The following is a 5,746-nucleotide window of genomic DNA, read 5'->3' on the forward strand; positions in this document are numbered from 1 at the left end:
AAGGAACTACTGAGGCGCTGCACTAGGCTCCTGCGCGAGCCGGGTAGTCAGTGGCCGGGTATGCGTGTGTCGTGCTCGGTGGTCGAAGCGGAGGGCCGCATGCTGGTGTCGGGAACGCCGCCGGCGCTGCTGTCCCTGTGGTATCTGGCGGCGTGCCTCGCCGGGCGGGGGGACCGGCTGGAGTACCGCCATCCGCTGGTCGCGGTGCGCAACGGGAACAACCTGGTCACCGGTGGTCTGGACGTCGTGCGTGGGGAGCCCGCGGCCTCCGCGGTCATCCGAGGCGAAGGCTGGTGGTCCCGGGCGGTCCTGGGGACGGCGGCGGCCGCACTGCCACCCATCGACGGCGCCGCGCTGACCGGCCTGTGGGCCGGCTTCCAGGGCAAGGCCGGCACGATCGCCCTGCTGCCGCAGCCGGCCCGCTTCGCCCGGATCGGAGCGGCCGCGGAGCTTGCCGGCATCACCCCGACCCTCGCTGGGCGGCTGCTGGCCTGGTCGGACGCGGTCGTCGAGCATTTCCGCAACCAGCCGGTGATGGAATGATCATCACGATCGAGGGCGTCGACGGCGCCGGCAAGAACACCCTGACCGAACGTCTCGTCGCCCGCCTCACCGCCGCTGGCCGCCGCGTCGCCACCCTGGCCTACCCCCGGTACGACGCCGAACCCCTCGGCCCGGCCATCCGCACCATGCTCGCCGGTGGCGGTGGGCTTGCGGCCGTGTCGGCCTCGCCGCGGGCGACGGCGCTGATGTTCGCGCTGGACCGTGCCGCGTCCCGGCCCGAACTGGACGCGCTGCTGGCCGCGTCCGACGTCGTACTGCTCGACCGTTACGTCGCGTCGAACGCCGCCTACGGTGCGGCCCGGCTGCCCACGGCCGAACGGGCCGACTTCCCCGCCTGGATCGCCGATCTCGAGTTCGGCTCCCTCGGCCTGCCGATTCCCGACCTTCAGGTTCTCCTGCGGGTCTCGACAACCCAGGCCCGCGCGGACGCCACCGCCCGCGCCGCCGCCGACCCGGCTCGGCTACGGGACACCTTCGAGTCCGACGACGGCCTCCAGGCCCGCTGCGCCCACCTCTACGAGGAGCTCGCCGCCGCGAACTGGGCCTCGCCCTGGCTGGTCGTCGGCCGCGAGTCCGGCGTCGACGCCATCCTCCGCGAGCTGCGGATCACCGCGTCGTAGGCCGTTCTCCGCTGCTTCAGCAGGTGAACAGGCAGGTGGGGATGGTGACGACGGGGAGGTTGAGCTCGCCGGGTCGGCTTCCGGACGGACGGCGGGGCGCCGGCGTCGAGCCCGGGTTCACCCGGTCACGGGGGGTGGGCTGGGCGCCCGTGTCGCCGGCGGTCGGGTCGGCATCGGTGTCGTACCGGGCGGCGCTGGCGGCGGCCGGGTCCGCGTCGGGGGAGCCCGCGGCCGCGTCGACGGAGGCCGATGAGGCGATCTTGGTGGCGACCGGCGGTGCGGGTGTCGCACCGCGACCGGTGCCGGTGCCGCCGTCGGTCGGGACGCGAGGTGCGGGGGTGCCGGACGGTCCGATGTCGGTCGTGGCCGCGCCGCCGGACCCGCCGTCCGCGCTGGTGTTACCGGCCTCGCGGGACGGGGAGGAACCCGGCGACTTGATCAGCAGGGCGACGACCACCGCCGCGACGGCCAAGACGGCGAGGGCCACCTGCGGGAGGGGAATCCGATAGCCAGGTCGATGCAGACCCACGAGCACTCCGTCCGTCCAGTCACCTGGTCCGTCAGCAGTTGATCAGGCAGTTTGGCAGGGCGATCGCGACGGCGGGCAGGCGCACGTCCACCTCGACGTCCGCCAGACGCTGCGGCGGCGAGGGCGTGGCGGGCCGCGGCGGCCCAAGCGGGGCGGGGGCCGGGGCCGCCGTCCGCGGATTCTGGGCGACCGCGCTGACCACACCGGCCACGACCCCGCCCAGGTCAGGCGCTCCGTCACTGGCAGTGCCAGCGGCGTCGCCCACGCCAATCTCACCCGCGCCGGCCACGCCCGGACCAGCGTCGCTCACACCCGTGCCGCCAAGGCCAGCGCCGGACAGGCCCGATCCACCCCGATCGGGTGGGGCCACAGGTGCCTGCTGGCGGACGGACGGGAGCCGCTCGTCGGCGGCGGATACCCGCTCGGCGACCTTGCCCGGCCCCACCGGCGACGGCCCGGAGACCACGGCCGCGGCCGGAGCCGGAACCCCGTCGACCTTCCCGCCCGACGGGCCGGGAGCCGCCGGCGAGGCGGAGGCACCGCCCGGATCGATCAGCGACGAGGATGTGCCGACGCCGCTGGCGCCCTCGGCAGGGTCGCCCGCGTTGGGGGCGTTGAGCAGGACAGCGACCGCCACGGCGGCGACGGCCACCAGGCCGAGTCCGAGCTGCGGGAGAGTGATCCGGTGGCTGCCTCGGGGCAGGCTCACGGCGGCTCCGTCCGTCCAGTTCCGTCCGGTGCGTACAGATGCGTACGAGTGCGTTCAGGTCTGTCCGTTGATGTCAACGGCCCGGACCCTAGCACGTACACAATCCATCCGGACAGACTGGACGACTCGCCCAATCCTCCCCAAGGAGCGTCAGGCGCTGGCCATGGCCTCCGTGCGGAGGGCGTCGGCGCGGGCCCGGCGGGCCTCGGCCTCGGCGAACTTCTCCGTCTGACGGCTGGCGGCGTCGTCCAGCGCCGCGACGAAGGCGACGATCTCGTCGCGGGCCTGCTCGCCGGCGGCGTCCAGACCTTCGAGTTCGGCCAGTCGCCACTGCCGCAGGACCGGGGCGACCACGTCGTCATGGTGAATGCGCAGGTTGTAGATGCCGGCCTGGGCGATCTGGATCGCCTTGCGCCGGAAGTCGCGAATCCCGACACCGGGCATCTCGAAGCCCATGAGCTCGTCGCGGATGGCCGCGAGCGTCGCCGACGGTGAGATCTCCAGCGCGGCGGCGACCAGGTTCCGGTAGAAGATCATGTGCAGGTTCTCGTCGGTGGCGACGCGGGTGAGCAGCCGCTCGGCGATCGGCTCGGCACACACCCGGCCGGTGTTGCGATGGCTGACCCGGGTGGCGAGCTCCTGGAACGACACGTAGGCCAGCGTGCGCAGCGGGCCGAGGTTCGGCCGGTCGTAGCCGTTGCACATCTGGAACATCCGGTCGCGCTCGACGACCTGCGGGTCCGAGCCGCGGGTGACCATCAGATAGTCACGCATCGCGATGCTGTGCCGACCCTCCTCGGCGGTCCATCGGTTGGCCCAGGTGCCCCACGCGCTGTCCTGGCCGAAGCCGGACACGATGAGACGGTGGTAGCTGGGCAGGTTGTCCTCGGTGAGCAGGTTGAGTTCGAAGGAGATCCGGGCCACCGTCGGCAACACCGATTGCCCGGGCTCCCAGGGCAGCTCGTCGAAGTCTCGCGCAAGGCCCCAGGGGACGTACTCATGGGGCATCCACTCCACGGCGATGCCGAGGTGTCGCCGAAGGTTCTCCTCGGCGACCGGCTCCAACTCGCGGAGCAGATCCAGGTCCGTAAGGGATCTCATTAGGAAACAGTTCCAGATTCGAGGCGGGTCAACCATGGCCGCCGGGAGTGGAAACCCGACTGGCGGACTGTACCCCCGGATCAAGTCGGCCACCGGACGCAACGCGCCTGGCCCCCGCCGGACCCCTTCCCGTCCCGCACTGTCCCGTTCCGCGACGTCCGTGGCACTGTCGTCACCGTCGGTGCGGTTGGTGCGGTTGGTGCTTCACATGAAACTCTCACGCTGTTCCGATGAACTGGATGGCGCGCACAGGTCGGTGTGGACGCACCGCCCGCCAGCGGCACGCCTACCTCGAGGGAGCCGGCATGACACCCGCACCGGCCAACGACCGTCCCGCCGGCGGTGAGCGGGCGCCGCGGGTTCTCGTCGTCGACGACGAGCCGAACATCGTGGACCTGCTGCGGATGGCGCTGCGCTTCCACGGCTTCGACGTCGTGACCGCCTCCACCGGACACGGCGCCCTGCGCCTGGCCGCCGAGGCCGAACCCGACCTCGTGATCCTCGACGTGATGCTGCCGGACGTGGACGGCTTCGAGGTCTGCCGTCAGTTGCGCGACTACGGGCAGAACGTCCCCGTCGTCTATCTCACCGCGCGGGACTCCCACCGGGACAAGATCGCCGGGCTGACCTACGGTGGGGACGACTACGTCACCAAGCCGTTCGCCGTGGACGAGCTGGTCGCCAGGGTCCGGGCCGTGTTGCGTCGCACCAGACCCGCGCCGGCGGTGCTGCGCTTCGCCGACGTCGTGCTGGACCCCGACACACACCTGGTCACCCGCGCCGGCGCACCGATCGAACTGTCGCCGACCGAGTTCTCGCTGTTGCGCTACTTCCTGACCAATCCCGGCCGGGTGCTGTCGCGTACCCAGATCCTGGACGCGGTGTGGAGCTACGACTACGTCGGGGAATCCACCGTGGTCGACCAGTACGTGAGCTACCTGCGTCGCAAACTCGGCCAGCACGGTGGCCCGCTCCTGCACACCCAGCGCGGCTTCGGCTACGCGATGCGGCTGCCGCCGGGGACACCGGGATGACCCGACAGGCGATCCGATGACCCTGCGGCTTCGGCTGATGGCGGGTCTGGTGGCGTTGTGCGCGCTCGGGCTCGCCGTCGCGGGGACGGCCAGCGCCTTCGCGTTGCGCGCCTACCTGCTCGCGCGGGTGGACGACCAGCTCGTCCGGGTCGAGCAGCTCGGCGGCGCCACCCCGACGATCATGACGAACCGGCTGCGGTTGCTGGAACGTTCCGGGGGCGACCAGGTCGACGGCCCCAGCGACTACCTGCTGGAGATCCGCCGACCCAACGGCATGGTGCGCCGGATCACCGGAGCCGCCAGCCCCACCCCGCCGTCCACCCTGCTGCTGGACGCGGCCGCCCGCGCGGGCCGGCTCACCAGCGTCGCCCCGCGCACCAACTCGGACGTGTCGCATCCGTTCACGGTCACCGCGGACGGTGCCCGTTACCGTGCCGTCGACCGCGTCTACGCCGAAGGCAGCCGGGTACTGGTCGCCCTGCCGTTGCGACCGGTCGCCGACACGGTTCGCCGGCTGGTCCGCATCGAGCTGGCCGTCGGGGCCGCGGTGCTGCTCGTCCTGGCCGCGCTCGCCTGGATGCTGCTGACCCGGGGCCTGCGTCCCCTGCGCCAGATGATCGGCACGGCCGCCGCGATCGCCGACGGTGACCTGGACCGACGGGTTTCCGCCGACGACTCCCGTTCGGAGACCGGTCAGCTCGCCGCCGCCCTCAACACGATGCTCGCCCAGATCCAGGCCGCCTTCGCCGCCCGCGTCGCCTCCCAGGAGCAGGAACGCCGCTTCGCCGCCGACGCCGCCCACGAACTGCGCACCCCCCTGACCTCCATCCGCGGCTACGCCGACCTGCTGCGCGCCGGGATGGTCCCGGCGCAGGACACCGACGCCGCCCTGCGCCGCGTCCAGGCCGAAGCGACCCGGATGGCCACCCTCGTCGACGACCTTCTCTACCTGGCCTACCTCGACCTGGCCCATCACGACCCGGCCCATCACAACCCCGGCGGACGTCCGGATACCGCCGGGCTGGACGGTCAGCGGCCGCTGCCGATGGCCGAGTTCGACCTGGCCGCGGTCGTCCGCGACGCCGTCGCCGACCTGCGTGCCGCCGCCCCCAACCGGCCCGTCCACGCCGAACTCCCGCCGACCTGCCTCGTCCACGGCGACATCGACGCCCTGCGCCAGCTCGTCGGC

At 72.5% G+C, this 5,746-nt stretch carries 7 protein-coding genes; 4 read left to right on the forward strand and 3 right to left on the reverse strand.

Features of this window, described 5'->3' with window-relative positions; translation table 11 throughout:
- The first annotated feature begins 99 nt into the window (after positions 1 to 99).
- Together G6R24_RS17505 and G6R24_RS17510 are read left to right on the forward strand one after the other, a co-directional pair.
- A complete protein-coding gene (locus G6R24_RS17505; protein ID WP_163550297.1) occupies positions 100 to 543 on the forward strand; it encodes a hypothetical protein in 444 nt (147 codons plus the stop codon).
- Positions 540 to 1,184: a dTMP kinase gene (locus G6R24_RS17510; protein WP_163550298.1), complete on the forward strand. Its 645-nt coding sequence runs from the start codon at positions 540 to 542 to the stop codon at positions 1,182 to 1,184. The genes G6R24_RS17505 and G6R24_RS17510 overlap by 4 nt, the downstream gene beginning before the upstream one ends.
- Positions 1,185 to 1,200: 16 nt before the next feature.
- Here the strand turns inward: G6R24_RS17510 and G6R24_RS17515 are convergent, their stop codons facing one another.
- The 3 genes from G6R24_RS17515 to G6R24_RS17525 form a co-directional block, all read right to left on the reverse strand.
- Positions 1,201 to 1,713 (reverse strand): hypothetical protein, encoded by a 513-nt coding sequence (locus tag G6R24_RS17515; RefSeq protein ID WP_163550299.1) that lies wholly within the window; start codon positions 1,711 to 1,713, stop codon positions 1,201 to 1,203.
- 31 nt (positions 1,714 to 1,744) lie between these two features.
- Positions 1,745 to 2,422, reverse strand: coding sequence for a hypothetical protein (locus G6R24_RS17520; RefSeq protein ID WP_163550296.1), 678 nt, complete (start codon positions 2,420 to 2,422; stop codon positions 1,745 to 1,747).
- A 150-nt stretch (positions 2,423 to 2,572) separates the two neighbouring features.
- On the reverse strand, positions 2,573 to 3,523 hold the full coding sequence (locus G6R24_RS17525; protein ID WP_163550300.1) for an acyl-ACP desaturase: 951 nt from the start codon (positions 3,521 to 3,523) through the stop codon (positions 2,573 to 2,575).
- Positions 3,524 to 3,828: 305 nt separating this feature from the next.
- On the opposite strand from G6R24_RS17525, the gene G6R24_RS17530 reads away from it, so the two are divergent.
- Positions 3,829 to 4,557, forward strand: coding sequence for a response regulator transcription factor (locus G6R24_RS17530; RefSeq protein ID WP_163550302.1), 729 nt, complete (start codon positions 3,829 to 3,831; stop codon positions 4,555 to 4,557).
- Between the two features lie 16 nt (positions 4,558 to 4,573).
- Positions 4,574 to 5,746 (forward strand): histidine kinase dimerization/phospho-acceptor domain-containing protein (locus G6R24_RS17535; RefSeq protein ID WP_163550301.1); only part of this gene is annotated, 1,173 nt, incomplete at its 3' end.

The organism is Candidatus Frankia nodulisporulans, assembly GCF_902806475.1.
GTDB lineage: Bacteria > Actinomycetota > Actinomycetes > Frankiales > Frankiaceae > Frankia > Frankia umida.